The organism is Qipengyuania flava, assembly GCF_011762005.1.
Classification (GTDB): domain Bacteria; phylum Pseudomonadota; class Alphaproteobacteria; order Sphingomonadales; family Sphingomonadaceae; genus Qipengyuania; species Qipengyuania flava.
The window spans coordinates 300113-319149 of record NZ_JAASQU010000002.1 but is presented as its reverse complement, the minus strand read 5'-3'; the positions used below and the strand labels follow the sequence as shown (position 1 = coordinate 319149).

19 protein-coding genes and 1 tRNA gene are annotated in these 19037 nt (G+C 64.4%); 10 read left to right on the top strand and 10 right to left on the bottom strand.

Annotated features, from left to right (window positions below):
• Positions 1–12: 12 nt before the first annotated feature.
• Genes FHS69_RS08205 through FHS69_RS08195 form a run of 3 tightly spaced genes read right to left on the bottom strand, consistent with a single transcriptional unit; the run spans position 13 to position 2771 of the window.
• A complete protein-coding gene (locus tag FHS69_RS08205; RefSeq protein ID WP_166777315.1) occupies positions 13–831 on the bottom strand; it encodes an ATP-binding cassette domain-containing protein in 819 nt (272 codons plus the stop codon).
• Positions 828–1643: an ABC transporter permease gene (locus FHS69_RS08200; RefSeq protein WP_166777314.1), complete on the bottom strand. Its 816-nt coding sequence runs from the start codon at positions 1641–1643 to the stop codon at positions 828–830. The genes FHS69_RS08205 and FHS69_RS08200 overlap by 4 nt, the downstream gene beginning before the upstream one ends.
• A gap of 42 nt (positions 1644–1685) precedes the next feature.
• The gene (locus FHS69_RS08195) at positions 1686–2771 is read right to left on the bottom strand and encodes a putative urea ABC transporter substrate-binding protein (RefSeq protein ID WP_094064182.1); all 1086 of its coding nucleotides are present in this window, start codon (positions 2769–2771) and stop codon (positions 1686–1688) included.
• Positions 2772–2979: 208 nt separating this feature from the next.
• Here FHS69_RS08195 and FHS69_RS08190 point away from each other — a divergent pair, with 208 nt between their 5' ends.
• The 5 genes from FHS69_RS08190 (at position 2980) to FHS69_RS08170 (ending at position 9451) form a co-directional block, all read left to right on the top strand.
• A complete protein-coding gene (locus tag FHS69_RS08190) occupies positions 2980–4086 on the top strand; it encodes an MBL fold metallo-hydrolase (RefSeq protein ID WP_166777313.1) in 1107 nt (368 codons plus the stop codon).
• Positions 4087–4102: 16 nt separating this feature from the next.
• On the top strand, positions 4103–5167 hold the full coding sequence (locus FHS69_RS08185; protein ID WP_243844598.1) for an MBL fold metallo-hydrolase: 1065 nt from the start codon (positions 4103–4105) through the stop codon (positions 5165–5167).
• The gene (locus FHS69_RS08180; protein WP_166777312.1) at positions 5164–6087 is read left to right on the top strand and encodes a Vgb family protein; all 924 of its coding nucleotides are present in this window, start codon (positions 5164–5166) and stop codon (positions 6085–6087) included. Before FHS69_RS08185 ends, FHS69_RS08180 begins: the two co-directional genes overlap by 4 nt.
• A gap of 241 nt (positions 6088–6328) precedes the next feature.
• Complete coding sequence (locus FHS69_RS08175) at positions 6329–6664, top strand: hypothetical protein (RefSeq protein WP_166777311.1); 336 nt, start codon at positions 6329–6331, stop codon at positions 6662–6664.
• Positions 6665–7045: 381 nt separating this feature from the next.
• A complete protein-coding gene (locus FHS69_RS08170) occupies positions 7046–9451 on the top strand; it encodes a TonB-dependent receptor (protein ID WP_166777310.1) in 2406 nt (801 codons plus the stop codon).
• A gap of 79 nt (positions 9452–9530) precedes the next feature.
• Here FHS69_RS08170 and FHS69_RS08165 read toward each other — a convergent pair whose 3' ends face one another.
• The 5 genes from FHS69_RS08165 to FHS69_RS08145 form a co-directional block, all read right to left on the bottom strand.
• Positions 9531–11096, bottom strand: coding sequence for a tetratricopeptide repeat-containing sulfotransferase family protein (locus FHS69_RS08165; protein WP_166777309.1), 1566 nt, complete (start codon positions 11094–11096; stop codon positions 9531–9533).
• Positions 11097–11154: 58 nt separating this feature from the next.
• On the bottom strand, positions 11155–11481 hold the full coding sequence (locus FHS69_RS08160) for a UrcA family protein (protein ID WP_208380269.1): 327 nt from the start codon (positions 11479–11481) through the stop codon (positions 11155–11157).
• Positions 11482–11586: 105 nt separating this feature from the next.
• The gene (locus tag FHS69_RS08155; RefSeq protein WP_166777307.1) at positions 11587–11973 is read right to left on the bottom strand and encodes a hypothetical protein; all 387 of its coding nucleotides are present in this window, start codon (positions 11971–11973) and stop codon (positions 11587–11589) included.
• Between the two features lie 185 nt (positions 11974–12158).
• Positions 12159–12245: transfer RNA gene (locus tag FHS69_RS08150), tRNA-Leu, on the bottom strand.
• Between the two features lie 109 nt (positions 12246–12354).
• The gene (locus tag FHS69_RS08145) at positions 12355–13200 is read right to left on the bottom strand and encodes an MJ0042-type zinc finger domain-containing protein (RefSeq protein ID WP_166777306.1); all 846 of its coding nucleotides are present in this window, start codon (positions 13198–13200) and stop codon (positions 12355–12357) included.
• Positions 13201–13355: 155 nt separating this feature from the next.
• Between FHS69_RS08145 and ftsE the strand changes: the two genes are divergently transcribed.
• The 5 genes from ftsE (at position 13356) to FHS69_RS08120 (ending at position 16945) form a co-directional block, all read left to right on the top strand.
• Positions 13356–14081 (top strand): cell division ATP-binding protein FtsE, encoded by a 726-nt coding sequence (ftsE, locus tag FHS69_RS08140; protein WP_067506295.1) that lies wholly within the window; start codon positions 13356–13358, stop codon positions 14079–14081.
• Complete coding sequence (locus FHS69_RS08135) at positions 14078–15010, top strand: cell division protein FtsX (RefSeq protein ID WP_166777305.1); 933 nt, start codon at positions 14078–14080, stop codon at positions 15008–15010. Before ftsE ends, FHS69_RS08135 begins: the two co-directional genes overlap by 4 nt.
• Positions 15007–15537 (top strand): ElyC/SanA/YdcF family protein, encoded by a 531-nt coding sequence (locus FHS69_RS08130; protein ID WP_166777304.1) that lies wholly within the window; start codon positions 15007–15009, stop codon positions 15535–15537. Before FHS69_RS08135 ends, FHS69_RS08130 begins: the two co-directional genes overlap by 4 nt.
• 6 nt (positions 15538–15543) lie before the next feature.
• A complete protein-coding gene (locus FHS69_RS08125) occupies positions 15544–16224 on the top strand; it encodes a lysophospholipid acyltransferase family protein (protein WP_067675629.1) in 681 nt (226 codons plus the stop codon).
• A gap of 124 nt (positions 16225–16348) precedes the next feature.
• Complete coding sequence (locus FHS69_RS08120) at positions 16349–16945, top strand: hypothetical protein (protein ID WP_243844597.1); 597 nt, start codon at positions 16349–16351, stop codon at positions 16943–16945.
• Between the two features lie 57 nt (positions 16946–17002).
• On the opposite strand, the gene FHS69_RS08115 is transcribed toward FHS69_RS08120, so the two are convergent.
• Entirely contained in the window at positions 17003–17908 is a 906-nt protein-coding gene (locus tag FHS69_RS08115) for a prephenate/arogenate dehydrogenase family protein (protein ID WP_166777302.1), read from the bottom strand.
• Positions 17905–19023 carry a histidinol-phosphate transaminase gene (hisC, locus tag FHS69_RS08110; RefSeq protein ID WP_166777301.1) on the bottom strand — a complete coding sequence of 373 codons (1119 nt, stop codon included), beginning with the start codon at positions 19021–19023 and terminating at the stop codon, positions 17905–17907. Before hisC ends, FHS69_RS08115 begins: the two co-directional genes overlap by 4 nt.
• Between the last annotated feature and the right edge of the window lie 14 nt (positions 19024–19037).

Below are 19037 nucleotides of genomic sequence, written 5' to 3'. Positions count from 1 at the left end.
GGGTGATTCCTCTCAAGTATTATCTATTTTGTCAATCGTAATACTGTTATTCTTGCCCTTTCGCGTCGACCTCGCAGCGGGTAGCTCGGCTGCGCCGCGCGGCGGGTCCTTCCGCGTCAGGGGAAGATCGTAAACGACCGAGGCACCATACCGGTTCGGGGCGTGCGGGTCATGCCGCAGTTTATCCAGCGTGAGCACACGATTGCCCAACGAGAAGGCTTCGCCGATGTCGTGCGTCACCATGATCACGGTAAGCGAATAGGCGTTCCACAGATCGGTGATCAGCCGGTGCATGTCGGAGCGGATGCCCGGATCGAGCGCACCGAACGGTTCGTCGAGCAGCAGGATGCGGGGCCGCTTGACCAGCGCCTGCGCCAGCGCGAGGCGCTGCTGCATGCCGCCCGACATCTGTGCGGGGTAGAGCGAGCCATTGTCGCCGAGCCCAACCGCGTGAAGCATGTCCTTCGCCTCCGCCACGGCAGCCCTGCGCGCGGCGCCGAACAACCGTGCGGTGAAGGGGGCTTGCGCGCATTCGAGGCCGAACAGCGTATTTTCGAGCACGGTCATGTGCGGGAACACGGAATAGCGCTGGAATACCACCCCGCGGTTGCTGTCGCATTGCGGTTCCAGCGGCATGCCGTCCAACTCAATCCTGCCGCGTGACGGGGCATCCTGACCCAGCACCACGCGCAACAGGCTGCTCTTGCCTGCGCCCGAAGGCCCGATGATCGAGACGAACGCACCTTCATCGATCTCGAGATTGACGCGTTCGAGCACGATCTTGTCGCCATATTCGACCCAGACGTCGCGCAGGGAAAGAAAGCTGCTCATGCTGCGGACCGGTGCGCCCAGCCGAACAGCCGGCGGCTGGACCAGGCAAGCAGGATATCGGTGAGCGCGGCAAGGATCGCGATCCACGCGACATAGGGCAGGATCACATCCATCGCGAGATAGCGCCGCACGAGGAAAATCCGGTAGCCCAGCCCGATGTCGGCGGCGATCGCTTCGGCCGAGATCAGGAAAACCCACGCCGGGCCGAGTGCCAGCCGGACAGCCTGGAACAGCCGCGGCATGGCCTGTGGAAGCACGACACGAAGCATCAACTGCCAGGTGCTCGCGCCCAGCGTCTGCGCCTTGACGATCTGCTCGCGCGGGAGCTCGGCGGTGTGCGCAGCGATGTCGCGGATCATGAAGGGGGCAATGCCGATAACGATCAGAGCGACCTTGGCGGTTTCGCCGAGGCCGAAGGCGATGAACAGGATTGGCAGCAACGCGATCGGCGGAATGACCGCTATCCCGGTCACCAGCATGCCGAAGGTCGCGCGTACGGGTGGGAGCAATCCCAGCACCAATCCCACAAGCAGCGCGCTGGCCGTCGAAATTGCCAAACCAAGCCCCAGCCGTTGCAGGCTGGCAAGCGTATCGGCCCAGAAGAGATAGCGCCCCGAGAGCGGATCGCGCTCGAGCACCAGCGCGCGCATGGCATCGACCATGGCGCCGGGCAGCGGAAGGATCTTGTCGGCCGGATTGATCGCGTGCCGCTCGGCAGCGAAGAACAGGTAAAGCAGCACGAGCAGCAGGATCGGCACCGCGCCCATGAGCAACCCGTTGGTCCTGCCGATCCGGCGATCGACCCAACGCACTACGCTGCGCCCCCGATCCTGCATCCCCCGCCGGCCACCGCGCTAAACCCCACCCTCGGCGGCCATCCGCATGTAGCTATCGTCGAAACGCAGGGTGATGTTGTCGGGATTGCCCAGCGTCTTGCCGCCGGGAAAGGCCATGCCGATCACATCGGCCGAACTCGCACCCTGCCCGAACAGACCTTGGGCAAAGCTGAAATCGCGTACCCGGGTCATCGTTTCGACCAAGGCGTCGGCGGTGGCCGCAGCGACCGCCTGTCCGGGCTCGACATAGAGATGCGTCGTTGCGAGCTGCGCTTCGAACATTTCGGGTGTCGTTCCGGCAAGCTGTGCCATGGCGGCGCGGGCGGCTGCGCCCGCTTCGTCGTCCTGCTGCATCAGCGCCAGCGTTTCGTACCAGATCCCGACCAGAGCCTTGCCGAGGTCGGGATTGGCCTCGAGCGTTGCTGTATCGACCACCAGCAGGTCGAGAATCTCCCCCGGAATATCTGCTGAGCTGAACACCTGAAGCGTACCCGGCTCTTGCTTCATAGTCAGCAACTGCGGGTTCCAGGCTACCGCAGCGGTCACGTCGGGCGAGGTATAGGCCGCGGCGATATCGGCATCGGCCGTGTTGACCGTGCGAACGTCGGTCATCGCGAGATCGCCCGATTCCAGTGCGCGGGCGAGCAAATAATGCGACACCGAAAGCTCGACCAGATTGACCTGCCGCCCGGCAATATCGGCTAGCCCGCCGGCATTCTTGAGCAGCACGCCATCATTGCCGTTCGAATAATCGCCGATGATCAGCGCGGTGGTGTCCTTGCCGCTCGCGGCGGGGATCGTCAGGGCGTCCATGTTCGCGACAGTCACCCCGTCGAACTGCCCAGCAGTGTACTGGTTAACCGATTCGACGTAGTCGTTGACCTGAACGATATCGATTTCGATGCCGTATTTGTCCGCCCACTTCTTCACGATCCCCGCCTGTTCGGCGTAGGGCCAGGGCATCCATCCGGCGTAGATCGACCAGCCGATGGAGAACTGTGTCTTGGGCGCTGCCGGTTCTTCGCCCGATGGCGAGCATGAGGCAATGACGAAGGCGCAGGCGAACAAAACTGCAGCGCCTGCTTTGCGGATCCCGTTCAACATAAAGGTGACTCCTTTCGCAGGTGCAGCATTGCGCCAAACCGGGGCGTTGTCCATCACTAATTTATTACTATTGCGATTATTGGTAATATCGATAGGCTCGCCGACCAAGCGCAGGGGCTGAATGCCACTCACGCGCGCACAAGGCCTGGAGAGGCATGCGTTCAAGGCAGTCATTCGCCGCTATCTGGCGGCCTGTCCGGAGCGCTCGATGCCGCATACCAGATCCGCCCCCGGTTCCACGCAGGAGCCTGCCCCCAGCCCGACGCCCACGCCGTCGCTTCCGCCCACCTTCGCGGGCAATGGCAATCTTGCGACCGGCTACAATCCCGATGGAGTGCGCCATACGGATTCCGCGGTTCCGACGGCTCCGGGCGGCCCGGTGCGCCACGATTATGCGGCCACGGGACCGGCTCCAGGGCGGTTGGGCTTTCGCTGGATCAACGGTTCGATAGTGGCTGCGACGAATACCGATCCGCGCGTCCAGGTGGTGCAATATAATGAGGACACATTCGTGCTGCGGCAGAATGTCTGCGTTCATTGGGAAGCGCCATTCGTCTATCTCCTGTTCGGCAATGAGGGCGCGCTGCTGATCGATAGCGGCGCCACGGCCAACCCCCAGCATTTCCCCTTGCGCGAGACCGTCGATGCGATCGTTGCGCGGTGGTGCCAGATGCGTGGGCGCCCTTCCACCCCGCTCACAATCGCGCTGACTTCAGGTGAGGATATCGCGCAGAACCAAGGATTGAAGCAATTCATCGGTCGCCCCCGCACCACTATCGTGCCGCCGCCGATCGCGGCGATGAAAGCGCATTACGGTTTTGCTGGAGCATGGCCCGGCGCGACGGGCATGATCGATCTCGGCGATCGGATAATAGAAGTCATCCCGACGCCGGGGACGCATCGCGACGGGGTAAGCTTCTACGATCCCTATTGCGACTTGCTGTTCACGGGCGATCTGCTGTTCCCCGGGCGCATAAATATCGGCAACGACCGCGACTACGTCGCTTCGCTGATCCGCCTGCGCGACTTCGCCGCGCGAAATCCGATTCTGTTCGTGCTTGGCGGGCACATCGACATGATGTTCGCGCCCGGACGCTTCTATCCGCGCTTCGCCACGAACAAGCCCTACGAACGGATCCTCCAGCTCTTGCCCGAGGTGATTGACGACGCGCTCCGTCACGCGCGCGAAGTGCAGGGCCGGGACATGATGCTGATCCGGCCGGACTTCGTTCTGTTCAACGGGGTCAGCCCCGACCAACGCACCTCGGTCTGGCCCGAAGGCGTCCCGCAAATCACCCCTCCCTATCCCTTCTGACGGCAGGAGAGTCATCATGGATCGCCGCACTTTCCTGTCCTACAATGCCGCCGCTCTTGCCGTCCCGGCGGCGCTGACCACCTATGCCGAAGCCGCCGCTGCCAGCGGGCTTCGCCCGGCGCCGATCGATTTCAGCGGCGACGGACCGGCCCCGGGCAGCTTTCCCGACCGCTGGATTTGCGGGTCGGAATCGCTGATGGACAACACCGACCCTCCGGTTCACGTGCATTGGTACAATTCGCACACCGCCATTCTCAGGCAGAACAAGGCCTACAGTTTCGAAGCGCCCTTCGCCCCGCTGTATTTCGGCAACGACCGGGTCCTGCTGCTCGACGAAGGATTCACCCAGTTGCGCACGAACTGGGACCTGCGTGGCGTCGTCGACGAGTGCATCGCCGATTGGTGCAAGCGCCACGTCCGCGATCCGGCCAGCCTCGAGCTGCTGGTCGCCTTCAGCCATCTGCATGCCGACCATTATGCCGCGGTCAACCAGTTCGCCGACCGACCGAACACGCGCTATATGGGGCTGACGCACGAAGAGATGCTCGGCTTCTGGGGCATGACCGATTTCCCCGAGCAACGCATCACGCTCGATCTTGGCGGGCGCGATATCCTGATCTGGGGTTCGCCCGGGCACGTCGTGTCCGAATTCGCCTATTACGACAGCTACACGCAGATTCTCTACACCGGCGACATGTTCTACCGCGGACGCTGCTATATCACCTATTGGCAGCCATGGTTTGACAGCATGGCGCGGTTGATCGCGTTCTGTGACGAATTTCCGGTCTCGCATGTGATGGGTTGTCATATCGAGATCAGCCGAGACGGGACCGACTATCCCTACGGCACGACCTGGCAACCGGACGAGGCGCCGGTGCAAATGACCGTCGAGGACCTGAGGCAGACCTCGAATTCGCGAAGACGATCACCGAACCGGGCATCTATTTCACCGGCACCGTGTTCCTCTGCAATCAGACCCGCAGCTTCACCACGATCGACGCCAATCCCTACCGATACGACTGATGCCTTCGTCGCCCGGATATCGGGCGGCGTGCGCATGCGAAAAGGAGCATCCCGATGAACCGATCCCTGCTTTTTCTTCCCCTCCTGGCCGCTTCCTGCACCACCGCAGTCGATGAAGAGGCCTCGCTCGCTTTCGCCGAAACGGTCGTCGAGGTGCCGGGCTTCGTCGACTTCCTGCAGGTCGATGGTGATACTGTCTGGTCGACGAACGAAGGCCGGGTCGAACAATGGTCGCGCGAAGGCAAAATTGCCACCGTCGAAATGCCCCGCCCCTGCGGTACGATGGCGATGGAGGCGGGTTCGCTGTGGGTGGGCAATTGCGAAGGCGGTGAAATCTACCGCATCGGTCCCGATACCGGGCAGGTCCTGGCGCGCATCCCCGCGGGCATCGGCCCCAGTGGAGAGCAGAATGTGGTCGGCGGGGCAGGGGCGGTCTGGGCGCCGAACCAGGCCGCGGGTACGATCACGCGCATCGATCCCGCCACCAACTCCGTAACTGCGGAGATTGCGGTCGCCCCGGGGACGACTTTCCTCGCCTATGGCTTCGACGCGCTATGGGCGGTGAGCAGCGCGGGCGGAACGCTGCAACGGATCGACCCGGCGAGCAATACGGTCACCGGAACGGTCGAGCTCGGCGATACGCCCGGCTTCCTAGCTGCGGGCGAGGGGGCGGTGTGGGTGCAAGAGCAGGGTGACGGCACGGTGGCGCGGATCGATCCGGAAACCCTCGCGGTAACCGGCAGGACGAAGGTCGGCGACAATCTCAAATGGGGCGATATCGACACGGGCGAGGGCAAGATCTGGCTGCGCACGACCGACGAGCAGACTTTCGTCGTCATCGAAGCGGCGAACGGAGAAATCCTCGCCCGGGTCGGGCGACCCGAGGGGAGCGGGGCGATCCGCTATACGCCCGAAGGGATCTGGACGAGTGCGCACGATGTGGACTCGATCAACTGGTGGGCGCCGTCAGGGGAATAGCTCACGCGAATCGTCGTTGCAGTGCAGTACGCCGGCTCCCGAACTCGCGCGCGACGGGTTCGGGCGGCTCTGTAAGACCCTGAATTATTGATGTTTAGATCCCGTGCGGCACTGCACAATAATACTCTTGACGCATTCCGTAATATCGGTAGCGTATGACATACCGTCGTTAAGAACGGTCATGACTGGGAAGGGAATCTGCGGGTTTGGGTCGATTGGCGACCCGGAAGGGAGATTGTCTATGGACCGAATATCGGCTGCCCGGACCTTCTCGAGGGACAATCGCGCTGCTGCCGGTTTCCCCGCTCTCAGCCCTGCGATTCTCCCACCGTTTTTCCTGCCTGTTCTCGCAGCGGCAGTTCTCGGGCTGGTTGTGCTCGCTCTCCGCGCGAACACGCTTGCCCTGTTCGGTATGCTGACTGCGGCCTGGTTCACGCTCTCGCTGATGCGCGTTGCTGAAACGCGTGGCAACGAACTGGCAGGGGCACTCGGTCCGGACGCACCGTTCCGCCTTGCGGTGGGCCAGATCGCCCTTCCCGCGAATTCCAACGCGAACGCGGCGCGGGGCTGCGCATGACGTGCGCAACCATCTGTTTCCCTGTCACCGACGGTCCGGAGGGTTCACCGCCGTTTGCCGATCCCGGTGCGCAGATTCTCCCGGTCCCAGGCCCCCTCTCCTCGCACTGGTTCCAGCCATCGCCGACGCCGGTCAGGCAGTCTCGGCGGTGCATTTCGCTTTACGCAGGCGGGACCATCGGCAGCGCCGATGCCTCGAAAACAACGCAAGTACACGGGATCGTATGAAAAGACGGGATGGTTTCGTCGAATCGCAAGGGTGAAGTCCTGAAATCCGAATAGCGGAATCAGGCGCCGCCTCAGGTCCTCAGGAAGCTGGTCTGCTGCGACACGCGTGTCGCGGTGCGGACGAGCTCAACCAATAGAGACGGGAAGAAAGACCATGAGAAACAGCGCAAGAATCAAGTTTGGCCTGCTGTCGGCAACGATCATCTCCGGTGCGACACTGGCCACGCCGGGCTTCGCGCAGGACGCCGGCAGCGACGAGGACACCGTCACGCCCGATACGATCGTGGTTACCGCCACGCGCCGTGCCACCACGCTTATGGATACGCCGATCAACATCACCGCGGTAGGCGCCGAGGAACTTGCGCGGCAGCGGATCGACGACATTCGCGATATCGCCGATTTCACGCCGGGCATGACCATATCCGATACCGGCCCGGGATCGACCGGCTCGATCGTCCTGCGTGGCCTCAACGCTTCGGGCGTGGGAGATGGCGGCGCAATATACGACGATGCTCTGGGCATCTACCTGGGCGAAGTGCCGCTCTATTACGATTTCAAACTGAACGACATCGAGCGGGTCGAAACGCTTCTCGGCCCGCAAGGGACGCTCTACGGCCTCGGCACGCTGGCCGGCGCGATCCGGTATATTCCCAACCGGCCCGATCCCGGCGTGGTCGAAGGCGGCCTGCATGTGCGCGGCTATGCCAAGGCACATAGCGACGATCTCGGCTACCAGATTTCGGGCGTGATCAATTTGCCGATCCTGCGGGATCATATCGCCTTCCGCAGCGCGACGGGATACTATTTCGATCCCGGCTTCATCGACTATTCGCTGCTGGTGCAGGAGCCCGGTGTCTCGCTGCCGCAGCCCGATGGTCCGGACAGCATCTCGCAGGCCGGGTACGATGCCAATCTCTACGAGGAAGAGGACCTCAATTTCGAGCGCACCTTCACGTCGCGCAACCAGCTGCTGTTCCAGGCCGACGATGATCTCAAGCTGCTGCTGACCTATGCCTATCAGCGCACGGAGACCGAGGGCGCGCAGTCGAACAGCGCGGGCGTGCTCGGTACCGGGCGCTACGAGAACGCCAGCAGGTTCAAGGAACCCGTCGATCGCCACGCGCATCTCGTCAGCGCCGAGGTCAACGCCAATATCGCCGATATCGTCGATATCGTGGCGACGGGCGCCTATACCGAAATGAGCTACAGCGATGCGGGCGATGTTACCGACCTGCTGCTCGACCTCGATTACGGCTACGAACTCTTCCCCTCCTTCGCGGGCAATTACGCGTCCGATCGCAAGCGCAAGCAGAAGAATTTCGAACTGCGGCTGGTATCCAGCCACGGGGGCCCGTTCAGCTGGGTTCTCGGCGGGTTCTACAACGAGAACGACTACCAGAGCGACTACGCCGAACGCATCCCCAACCACCCGTGGGTCGATCCGACGACCAATCCCGAGGCGCTCGAATACGTCAGCTACATCACTTCCGAAGTGAAGGAGAAAGCGGTGTTCGGCGAAGTTACCTGGGAGATCGTGCCCGAATGGCAGATCACCGCGGGCGCACGCTATTTCGATTACACTTCGAGCATCGCCGGCGCCGCTGCACTGCCGGTGCTCGGCGATCCGCTGAGCCCTTACGATCTTCCCGTCAACGGCGGTAATGCGGGCGACGATGGCTGGGTGTGGAAGTTCAACACCTCCTACGAATTCAGCCCCGATGTGATGGTCTATGCGACCTACAGCAAGGGCTATCGTCTCGGTGGACCGAACCGGGTTGCGCCGTGCCCGGCCGACATCCAACCGGGTCAGCAGATCATCTGTGCCCTGCCCGACGAACTGCAATACGGCCCCGATACCACCAAGAACATCGAGCTGGGCATCCGCACCCAGCTGTTCAACGATGTGCTGTCGTTCAACTTCAACGTGTTCGACGTGAAATGGCAGGGCATCCAGGTGAACTCGGCCACTCTTTATGGCGCGACCGGGATCACCGTGAATGGCGGCTCGGCCAAATCGCGCGGCTTCGAAACTTCGTTCCAGCTTCGGCCGACGCCGGCGCTTACGATCCAGGGGACCTACTCCTATACCGATGCCTACCTGACCGACGACGTGCCCGGGATCATCACGATCCGCGAGACACCGGGCGATTATTCGAACCGCTTCGTCCAGCTCGACGCGCTCGATGGCGATCGTCTGCCGGGTTCGGCGAAGAACTCGGGCAGTCTGGGTGTGACCTATGTCGCGCCGATGGGCGATGCCGACCTCGTCGCCAACTGGACGGCAACCTACCGCGGCAATGTGGTTTCCCGGATCGGCTGGGATCGCGCTTTCGGGGATCTGATCCCCGGATACACGCTGCACCGCGCATCGCTGACCTATGAAATGGACAGCTACAGCGTGAGCCTGTTCGCGAATAACATCTTCGACAAGTACGCAGTGGTTTCGGTAGCCAATGACAGGTCTCGGATCGGCGTCAACGACGGCATCGCCGTGCGATACTATCGCCAGGCGGTGGTCAATCCGCGGACCGTCGGACTGGAAGCGCGCTTCTCTTTCTGACCCGAGCGGGATTAGAAAGTCGGGGCTCCCGCCGGCATCGGCGGGGGCCCCTACTCCTTTTGGCAAGTCGATACCGGAGTCAGGCTGTGTCGATACCTTGCGCTTCGAACCAGGCGCGGGCCGGTTCGAGCGCTTCCGCATGTCTGCGCCAGCGGCCGACTGCGTCGGCGTTGATCGGACGGCGCACCTGCGCAGCGCTGGGCGTGGCCACGGCAGAACTGTTTACGTGGAAGTCGAGGCAGTTGTCGTCCCATTCCAGCCCGCAAAACTCGATCAGCCGTCGGGTCTGCGTCTCCTGGTCGGCGACAAGGCCTTCATAGCTCAACTGCAGGACCCGGTCGGGGAACAACGTGCTCCATCGGCGCATCAGCCGGTCGAACCGCGCATAATAGCGCGCCGTGTCGAGCAAGTCGTAGGAATAGGCGTAGTAGGCCGACTGGCTGGCGAACAGGTTCTTGTAGTTGCTCCATACCGTATCCATCGGATTGCGGCGCAGGCACACGATCCGCGCCTTCGGCAGCGCACGCGCGATATGACCGATATAAAGGAAATTTGCGGGCAGCTTGTCGATGAAGCGCGGCGCTGTCTCGGGCAAGTGAGGGCCCGCCTGCTCGAGATAGGCGAGGCCCAACTGCGCCGGTTCGATGACGCCGCTGGCGGCGATCGTTGCAGCATCGATGACGGTTCTCGACGGCGTACCGGCAAGGCGCTTGAGCGCTACCGGCATGGCCTGGAGTTCTCCAGCAGATGCAACGTCGCGATGCGATGACAGGATGCGATCGATCAGCGTGGTGCCGGTTCGCGGCATGCCCACGACGAAGATCGGTGCAGCATCGGAATGGTCGGGACCATCGTAGGATTCGCCCGAGGGCTGGCGAAACAGCAACTCGAGCGCGTCGAAGATCTCTTCGTCCTGTGCGAAGTCGTACCCCGACACCCGCTTCTGGTGGGCATTGGCGACCGCCAGATGGCCGAAGGCCGCTCTGTCTCCGAGGTCCTCGAGCTCCTTCGCGAGAGCATAGCGGATCCGCAGCCTGGCGTCGTCGGTGCTGGCATTCGCCAGGGCAGTCTCGAGCCGCGCGACATGGTTTGCCTGCGGGGTCTGGCGCGACAGGATCGCCAGCGCGTAATGCGCGCGCGCATGCCCAGGATCAGCCTCCAGAATGGCTTCGTATTGCGTGCGCGCGGCGTCTATGCGTCCGGTAAAACTGCTCGCCGCCGCCAGATTGTAGCGAAAGTCCGGATTGCCGGGATCGCGCGCCACCGCTTGCGAGAACGGGGCGATCGCACTCTCGTGGTCGCCCAGCCTCGTCAGCACGCAACCAATCGTGTCGAGCGTTTGGGCATTGCGCGGTGCCTGGGCCAAGGCCTCGCGCGCCGCGCGTGCCGCATCGCCATCGCGGCGCACCAGGCTGAGCAGCCGTGCCCATTGCGCCAGATGCTCTGGATCCCGGCCACGCTCCACCGCGGCTTGAAACAGCCGCAAGGCATTGTCGACCTGCCCCGCCTGTTCTGCGGCGAGAGCAAGCAGGAAATAACCTTCCGGAGCGTCGCGCCGTTCGAGCACCAGCGCCTTCGCCGCCTGTGTGGCGGTCAGCAGATCGCCGTTGTCGATCGCGGCCCGTGCGCGCAGGGCGAGGCTCATGCCGCGCGGTCCCTGCCGGACGCGAACGGTGATAAGCCCCCGACTGCGGCGATGGTGCCTAGCGGTTCGCCGCGAGCCTGACAGGCGCGGTCTTCGCTGCCATGCGCGTTTCGATCTGGTCGCGGATCTGGTCCAGCACTGCGACACGGCATTCCTGCACCCGTGCGTGGGCGTGTAGATGCACCGTATCGAGGCCATCCCCGCAGACCGCGCGGGCTGCGTTGTCCATCCGGATGGCGAGGCGGCGTTGGCCTTCGACGCTGGCGAGATCGAGCCCCTCGAGGCTCAGCGTGGCGGAAGGCTGCACGAAGGGATCGGTCGGGGTCGTGGCCATGGCCGGGGTCGCCAATGCGGCTGCGGCAATCGCCGCAAATCCTGCTTTCATCATCATCGTCTCCTGCATTACTCGAATACCGCTCTGCGGCGGTTGCAGGGAGAAGTATGTCAGCAAGCGAACGCTTGCAAGGCATGCGATTAGGCGAGTTTGCGGCTACCACGCGGTCACCTCAAGGGCAGCAAGCGGTGTCGTTCCGCCGAGCAATCCGATCGGGAGGTCGATCTCGTGCGTGATCTCCGAGCGGGAAAGCGGGTTGTCGAGAGTAACCGACGCGGTGCGCGCGAAACGGGGGGACATTCGTTGCAACCGGACCACGGGCAGCTTAGTGCGCCATCGCGTGCCGCCTTCGACAAGGACCGGCTCGCCATTCACGCGGACGATCACGGACGTGCTGTCGCGCCGGCCCGAAATCTTGAGGCAGTCCTGCGCGCCGCAATGCACGAGTTTGGCGCGGGGCGCGGAGGAGGGTTCGGCCCCCAGTGGCGCGGAACCGCCGGCCATCAGGAATATCGCAGTCGCGGCCGTCGCTATTGTCCGCATGAAGAGTCTCCTTGCAGCGCATCGTCAGCCGATGCGAGTGCGTGAAACTCTCCTCGAAAGTGCTCTCTGGTTACGCAGGTTTCCGCAAAACGCGTGACAGGTCAAGCATCCCGTCCACACAGGAAACGAGGCAGGCCCGGTGGCCGGCAAATGTCGGAATCGGCGCTCGCCCCGGGGCAAGCGAATGGTGCGGTCGAGAAGACTCGAACTTCCACGGCCTTGCGGCCACAACGACCTCAACGTTGCGCGTCTACCAGTTCCGCCACGACCGCACACAGTCAGGATCGGGAGCGAATCCGCTAGGGGCTCCCGCCGGTAGGAGCGCGCCACTAGCAGCGGGTGTGGTTCCCCGCAAGCACCTTTATTGCGCGTCTGTGAAAGCTAGCGTGGAGCCCAGCCAATATCCGCGAAGACGGCCGATTTGGGCACGTCGGTGACTGCCTCGTTGATGGTCAGAACTTCCCCCGGCGCCAGGCTCGACTGCGGTGGTTGGACCACCCAGCTGTAGACCTGCCGTTCGCGCTGATCGCGCAGGACGATCAGGATCGGCGGAATGGGCCGCGTCTCCCGCGCGGTGTTGGTTACCACGATCCGCGCGCCGAAGAACTCGGTGCCGTTGGGCAGCGTCCGGCGCTCCTGCTCTTCCACCGGGAAGGCCAGTTCCAGATCGGGTTGCCCCACGCCGAACAGCGGACGGCTGACCGGGACCCAATCGGGCAGGCCGACGGTGTTGACCGCGGCAATCGTCGCCAGGGCAATCGCTGCGAAAATCGCCGCCGCCCAGGTCCACAGCCGATTGAGGTTGCGGCGTGGACGGAATGGCGGAGCGTGATCGAAACGCGAGGGGCCTTCGGGCTCTGCTGTTACCGGGGGCGGGGCAAGTTCGTCCTGCACCTCGCCATAGGGCGGTGCAGCCTCGTCGAAGTCAGGGCCATCGCTTTTCGCCGGTTCGGCGGCCGTGTCGTCGTAAGTGAAGCCAGGTCGGGCCTGCGGATCGGGTTCGCTGGCGGGAACTCTTGGCGTTTCGGAGAGTGCAGGCGCGGCAGGGGGCACCGGCGGAGGGGGTGCGGTTGTCACGTTCTCGGCCGAGACGAGGCGCTCGACATCGGGGCCGTCCTGGAACCAGCTGTGCTTGCATTTCGCGCAGCGCACGGTGCGGCCGTCGATCCCGATGGCGCTGTCGGGGACGACATAGCGCGTGGCGCAAGCTGGGCAGGCGATAATCATGGTGACCCGAGGCCTTAGGCTGCCGGGCGAATCACGACAAGCGACAGCCCTGTTCGCAAACCCCCGGAGACGCTTTTTTCCACATGCAAGCGCGGTTATAGGCTGTCCGCGACTATGACGGGTGTCCATTTCCATACCACCGACAGAGCGGTGCGATGAGCGCGGCCGAGGACGAAATCGTCCGCTTCGACAATGTCGGGCTGCGCTACGGCACCGATCGCGAAATCCTGTCCAACGTGTCCTTCGCGCTGTTTCCGGGCCGCTTTTACTTTCTCACGGGTGCAAGCGGCGCGGGCAAGACCTCCTTGCTGCGATTGCTATATCTCGCGCAGCGCCCGTCGCGGGGCGCGATCCGCATGTTCGGCACCGATGTGATCACGCTGCCGCGCGAGCGGCTGCCCGCCTATCGCCGCCGGATGGGCGTGGTGTTCCAGGATTTCCGTCTGGTCGATCACCTGTCGGCCTTCGACAACATCGCCCTGCCGCTGCGCGTTTCGGGTGTACGCGAAGCCGATCTCCGCGGGCCGGTGACGGACATGCTCGACTGGGTCGGCTTGGCGCATCGCGCCGATGCACGGCCCGCAACGCTATCGGGCGGCGAACAGCAACGCGTGGCCATTGCGCGCGCGGTCATCGGCCGCCCCGACATGCTCGTAGCGGACGAACCGACGGGCAATGTCGATCCGGAAATGGCGCTCAAGCTGATCCGCCTGTTCGAAGCGCTCAACCGGCTGGGCACCACCGTGGTGGTGGCGACGCATGACGTCCACCTGCTGCGCAAGGTGCCCGATTCACTGATAATGCGGCTCGACAAGGGCCTCCTGTCCGATCCCACCGGGGCGCTGCGTTATCCGCCGCGGCGCGTGGGGGCGGGCGAATGAAGCGGCCTCCCGTTCTCGATCGTGCGGCCGAACGCGGGCTGGCGCCACTCAAGGGTCGCCGCGCGGCACATCTGCTGCCGCAGGCGCGGCTGGGCGGGCCGATGCCCTGGGTAATTGCAATCATGGTCGCGCTGACCGTGCTTGCCGCGGGGGGCGGGCTGGCGCTCGCCAATCTCGCCGATCGCGCTCGCGGCGAGCTGGCGGGTAGCGCGACGGTGCAGATTGTCGAGGCGGATCCCGAATTGCGCACTGCACAGGCGGAAGCCGCCGCCGCCCTGCTGGTCGGCGATCCTGCGGTTGCCGGGCTGGCGATCGTGCCGCCCGAGAATGTCGCACGCTTGCTCGAACCGTGGCTTGGTGCGGGCAATGCAGAGGACGCGGTCCCGATTCCCGCGTTGATCGACCTGCGGCTGCGCGAGGACGCCGATGAGGCGACCCTTGCGCGCCTGCAAACACTCGTTGCCGACGAAGCGCCCGCCGCGCGGATCGATGCACAGGCACAATGGCTCTCGCCGGTGCTGTCGGCGCTATCCGCGTTGGGCTGGATGGCGCTCGCACTGATCGGCCTGCTCGCTTTCACGGGTGCAGCGGCGGTCTGGCTCGCCGCGCGCAATGCCTTGGGCAGCAATCGCGACACGATCGAGATCGTCCATCTGCTTGGCGGAAACGACGCACAGATCGCGCGCATCTTCCAGCGTTCGATCCTTGCCGATGCCGCGATTGGCGGGGCGCTCGGGCTGGTGCTCGGTCTGCTGGCAGTCTGGTTGCTGGGTATGCAGTTCGCTGCGCTGGATTCGGGGTTGGTCGCGGGGGGAGGACTCGAAACCGGAGACTGGCTGGCCTTGGCCCTTGTCCCGCTAGGGGCGGTTGCTCTAGCTGTGCTGACGGCGCGCTTCACCGTGCTCGCCTCGCTCAGGAAAATGCTGTGATACTCCGCCTCTTCGCTGCAGCCTTGCTCATCTATGCGTTCGGGTTTCTCGGCTTTGCCGTGTCGCTGCCCAAGCCCCTGTCGGGCCAGCAGACAGATGCGGTGATCGTGCTAACGGGCGGGCCCGGCCGGATCGCGCGCGGGCTTGAAGTGGTCGAAGAAGGGTTGGCGAAGGAGATGTTCGTCTCGGGTGTCGATCCCGAAGTTCGGCCCGCCGAATTCGCCGCGGAGTTCGACGTTTCGCGCCGGACCATGGAGTGCTGCGTCAAGCTCGGCTATCTCGCGGTCGATACGCGCAGCAATGCGGGCGAAGCCGCGCAATGGCTGCAGGAGAACGAATTTTCCAGCGTGCGACTGGTGACCACCGACTGGCACATGGCACGCGCGTCGTCGGAATTCGCCGAAACGCTCCCCGCGAGCACCACGGTGGTGGAAGACGCGGTGGCCTCGCATCCCAGGCTCGCCACGCTGTTCCTCGAATACAACAAACTGCTGGCCGCTGCGATCTCGCAGGGCCTGCCGGGCTGATCCGTCATGCGGTTGTTGCGCAACATAGCCTTCTATGTGGCGTTCTACAGCGGCAGCCTGCTGATCACGGCGGCCTCGCTGGTTGCGCTGCCATTCAGCGTAGAGGCCTTTCGCGGGCTCGTGCGCAACTGGGCCCAGTGGCAGCGCTGGTGCCTCACGCATTTGCTCGGCTGCGAGATCGTGCTGGAGGGTGCACCGCTGGCCGAACCCGTGCTCTACGCGATCAAGCACGAGAGCTTCTTCGAGGCTATCGATGCGCCAGCGCTGTTCGATACGCCCAGCGTCTTTGCCAAGCAGGAATTGTTCGCCATTCCCCTGTGGGGGCGCGCCGCGGCGGCCTTCGGGCTGGTGCCGGTCGAACGCGAGGCCGGGGCCAAGGCCCTGATGAAGATGATCCGCTCGGCCAAGGCGCTGGTGGCCGACGGGCGGCCGCTGGTGATATTCCCCGAGGGGACGCGGGTACCGCATGGCGAGAACCGCGCGCTGCAATCGGGTTTCGCGGGCCTCTACAAGATGCTCGGCCTGCCCGTCGTGCCGGTGGCTGTCGACAGCGGCGAGGTCTATCACCGGCTGTACAAGCGTCCGGGCCGGATTACCTATCGCTTCGCCGAACCGATCCCGCCGGGCCTGCCGCGCGACGAGGTCGAGGCGCGTGTGCGCGAGGCCATCAACGCACTCAACGACTGACTGCAGGGCTTGCCGCTGCCCGAACCGACCGTTCAGCCTGTGGCCAAACGTCATATGCCAGATGTCGTGCATGGATCGCCGCCGGTTTCTCGTTTCCACTGCCGCAGTCGCTTGTCTGGCTGGGATGTCCCCGCTGCAGGCCGCGCGTGGACCAGTGCGCGAATGGGAAATCGGCCCACGGATCCGCGGGCGCAATTATTCGCTGGGCATGCCCTCCCATCCCAAGGCCGCGGACGAAGGGTGGTTCTTCGATTTTCCGTGGCCACGCCGGGCTGACGGGCATGTCCACTATCTGACGCGCCGTACGGCACCGCTCGACACGGCATGTGGCCTGCGACTGCGCTACCGGATCGATGCGGCGCCCCATACGCGCTTCGTCCCGCAGGAATTTCCCGACCGAGAGGCGACGCTGTCGCTCTTCATCCAGCGCGCGGGGGACGACTGGCTGGCACGCAACGGCACACAGTTCCATCGCTGGTATTCGCCCGCCGATCGGGTCGTTCCACTCGAACCGGGCACGCACGACATAACGATCTGGTTCGAGGAGAACTGGATCAGCGTGATGGGCTCGGACCGCGAGCGCAGCCCGCGCGCCTTTGCCGATACGCTGACGAATGCGGCGCGCATGGGCTTCACTCTCGGCAGCGCGGGTGGCCGCGGCCATGGCGTGTTTGCCACCGGCCCCGCGCGCCTTACCGTCCTCGACTTCGCGGTTCTGTGACATCGGCGCTGGCAATGCGCTTATCCACGCTGGGATCTCTACGCCACCGATCCGCCTTCAGTGGTCCTTGCGACCGAAATCCGGGCGCGCGTCGTCCTGGCCCTGTTCGATGATCGATCGGCGGATCGTCCGGGTGCGGTCGAACAGGTCGTAAAGCGTGTCGCCATCGCCATTGCGGATTGCGCGTTGCAGCAGGCTGAGATCTTCGGTGAAGCGCCCCAATACCTCGAGCACTGCGTCGCGGTTGGAAAGGAAAACGTCGCGCCACATCGTCGGGTTGCTTGCGGCGATGCGCGTAAAGTCGCGGAAACCGCCGGCCGAATACTTGATTACTTCGCCGCGCGTGACTTCCTCGAGATCGCTGGCGGTCCCGACGATCGTATAGGCGATCAAATGCGGTATGTGGCTGGTCACCGCCAGCACGAGATCGTGATGGCGCGGGTCCATGATCTCGACCGTCGCGCCAAGCCCCTCCCAAAAACCGGTGAGCGCAGCGAGTGCGTCGGGCGGCGTGTCGTCCCTTGGCGTGACGATACACCAGCGGTGGCGGAAGAGCGTGGCGAAGCCCGCCTCGGGGCCGCTGTTCTCGGTCCCTGCCACGGGATGCGCGGGGATCACCACTGCCTCAGGCAATGCGGCTGCCAATGCCTCGCCGACGCTGCGCTTCGACGAGCCGACGTCGCTGACGATGGTGCCGGGGCGAATATGCGGGGCAATCGCCTCGGCGGCATAGCCCATCGCGCCGACCGGTACGCACAGGATCACCAGATCCGCCTCGCGCACCGCTTCGGCCACTGTGTCGCAGACCGTCCCCGCAAGGCCGCGCTCGGCGGCCCGGGCGCGCACATCGGCATCGGCATCCCAGCCAGTGGTCGCGACATCGGGCAGCATTTCGCGCACCGAAAGCCCGACCGAACCGCCGATCAGTCCGAGACCGATGATGGCGACGCGTGAAATCTTCACGACGCTTCCCCGCACAGGCGCCGCAGGACCGCGGCGATATCGTCCATCTGCTGCGGCGTGCCGATGGTAATGCGCAGCGCCTGCGGCAGGCCCTGCCCGGGCAGGTGGCGCACCGCATATCCCGCCGCGCCGATCGCCTGCAGGGCCGTCTCGGCCTGTACCGCACCTTCGAACAGGACGAGCACGAAGTTCGCCTTGCTGGGGACTGCATGCATTCCGTGATTGCCCAGCGCCTCGATCGCCTGAACGAAACGCGCGCGTTCGATCCGATTGGCTTCGCGCGAGCGTGTCAGGAAGGCATGGTCGCCCAGCGCGGCCTGTGCCGCCCGCTGCCCGCTGGCGGTCACGTTGAACGGCCCGCGGATGCGGTTGAGAACGTCGATCAGCCCCGGCGCACCCGTCGCCCAGCCGATCCGCTCGCCCGCAAGCCCGAAAATCTTCGAAAATGTCCGCGTCACCAGCACGTTCTCGGCGCGCGCGGCGAGTTCGAAGCCCCCATCGACCTCTTCGGGCTCGAGATATTCGGCATAGGCATGGTCGAGCACCAGCAGCACATCGCCGGGCAGGCCAGCGTGCAACCGCGCGATCTCGGTGCGCGGGAGATAGGTCCCGGTGGGATTGTTCGGATTGGCGAGGAACACCACTCGCGTGCGCTCGGTCACGGCAGCCAGCAGCGCGTCGACATCGGCACCGTAATTCGTATCGGGCGCCTCGACCGGGGTCGCGCCGCAGCGCCGCGCCGCAATATCGTACACTGCGAAGCTGTAGCGGCTGAACAGCACTTCATCGCCAGGCCCGGCGAAGCCCTGCGCAGCAAGGTTCAGCAGTTCGTCCGAACCGGTTCCGCAGACAATCCGCGCGGGATCGATCCGGTGTTCGCGCCCCAGCGCGGCGCGCAACGCCGTGGCGTCGGGATCGGGATAGGCGGCCGGGGCATGATCGCACGCCAGCGCCGCGAGCGCCTGTGCGCTGCATCCCAGCGGGTTTTCGTTCGCCGACAGCTTTACCAGCTTGCGGCCGTCGGCACCGGTGGACTTGCCCGGAACATAGGCATGGATGCCTGCAATCCAGGGTTTCATGGTTGGGGCGCCGGGGCGGGTGTCGTTCTGAGCCATTTCAGCTTCGTCGC

Coding starts and splice junctions, on each gene's coding strand:
- FHS69_RS08145 (WP_166777306.1), bottom strand. CDS start 13,200: ATGATTATCGCCTGCCCAGCTTGCGCCACGCGCTATGTCGTCCCCGAC.
- FHS69_RS08160 (WP_208380269.1), bottom strand. CDS start 11,481: ATGAAAGCAGGATTTGCGGCGATTGCCGCAGCCGCATTGGCGACCCCG.
- FHS69_RS08195 (WP_094064182.1), bottom strand. CDS start 2,771: ATGTTGAACGGGATCCGCAAAGCAGGCGCTGCAGTTTTGTTCGCCTGC.
- FHS69_RS08135 (WP_166777305.1), top strand. CDS start 14,078: ATGAAGCGGCCTCCCGTTCTCGATCGTGCGGCCGAACGCGGGCTGGCG.
- FHS69_RS08125 (WP_067675629.1), top strand. CDS start 15,544: ATGCGGTTGTTGCGCAACATAGCCTTCTATGTGGCGTTCTACAGCGGC.
- FHS69_RS08180 (WP_166777312.1), top strand. CDS start 5,164: ATGAACCGATCCCTGCTTTTTCTTCCCCTCCTGGCCGCTTCCTGCACC.
- ftsE (WP_067506295.1), top strand. CDS start 13,356: ATGAGCGCGGCCGAGGACGAAATCGTCCGCTTCGACAATGTCGGGCTG.
- FHS69_RS08175 (WP_166777311.1), top strand. CDS start 6,329: ATGGACCGAATATCGGCTGCCCGGACCTTCTCGAGGGACAATCGCGCT.
- FHS69_RS08185 (WP_243844598.1), top strand. CDS start 4,103: ATGGATCGCCGCACTTTCCTGTCCTACAATGCCGCCGCTCTTGCCGTC.
- FHS69_RS08190 (WP_166777313.1), top strand. CDS start 2,980: ATGCCGCATACCAGATCCGCCCCCGGTTCCACGCAGGAGCCTGCCCCC.
- FHS69_RS08120 (WP_243844597.1), top strand. CDS start 16,349: ATGTCCCCGCTGCAGGCCGCGCGTGGACCAGTGCGCGAATGGGAAATC.
- FHS69_RS08155 (WP_166777307.1), bottom strand. CDS start 11,973: ATGCGGACAATAGCGACGGCCGCGACTGCGATATTCCTGATGGCCGGC.
- FHS69_RS08205 (WP_166777315.1), bottom strand. CDS start 831: ATGAGCAGCTTTCTTTCCCTGCGCGACGTCTGGGTCGAATATGGCGAC.
- hisC (WP_166777301.1), bottom strand. CDS start 19,023: ATGGCTCAGAACGACACCCGCCCCGGCGCCCCAACCATGAAACCCTGG.
- FHS69_RS08165 (WP_166777309.1), bottom strand. CDS start 11,096: ATGAGCCTCGCCCTGCGCGCACGGGCCGCGATCGACAACGGCGATCTG.
- FHS69_RS08170 (WP_166777310.1), top strand. CDS start 7,046: ATGAGAAACAGCGCAAGAATCAAGTTTGGCCTGCTGTCGGCAACGATC.